This is a genomic window from Campylobacter sp. 2018MI34 (assembly GCF_016598975.1).
Taxonomy (GTDB): domain Bacteria; phylum Campylobacterota; class Campylobacteria; order Campylobacterales; family Campylobacteraceae; genus Campylobacter_D.
The window spans coordinates 1-416 of sequence record NZ_JAENKS010000196.1; the positions used below are offsets into that span (position 1 = coordinate 1).

Genomic DNA, 416 nt, shown 5'->3' on the forward strand with positions numbered 1-416 from the left:
CCTCGCCTTGGATGATGCCCGCGCCCGTCAGTTCCGGCGTCGCGGTGCCGGCGGTGCCGATGAACCGCAGGGTGCCCGATTCGACGACGATCCTGTACTGGCTTTCAAAGGACTGGCCCTGCATGTCGATGATGCTGATGGTGCCGTCGCCGCCCTTCAGGACGGTGGTGATGGCGCCCGTCGTGAAGGCTCCACCATCCTCCCCGGTCAGGGAGGAATCGCCTTCCAACCCAAGGTCTCCGGTGATGTCGAGCGCGCCGCCGGCGTGCACGGTGATGAGGCCGGCATTGGACAGCGACCCGGCAGTCAATCGACCTTCGCCCGTGTCGCTGCCGTAAAGATCGATCGAGCCGGTTGCCATATTGGTCAGCGCGTACGTCGTGATCGACGCCGAGCTCGACATGTCGGCATTGCCC

1 protein-coding gene is annotated in these 416 nt (G+C 65.1%); it reads right to left on the reverse strand.

Annotation, left to right across the window (positions count from 1 at the left end; translation table 11 throughout):
- Nucleotides 1-416: hypothetical protein (locus JG676_RS08410; protein WP_200217955.1), on the reverse strand; the 416-nt coding region annotated here is incomplete at both ends.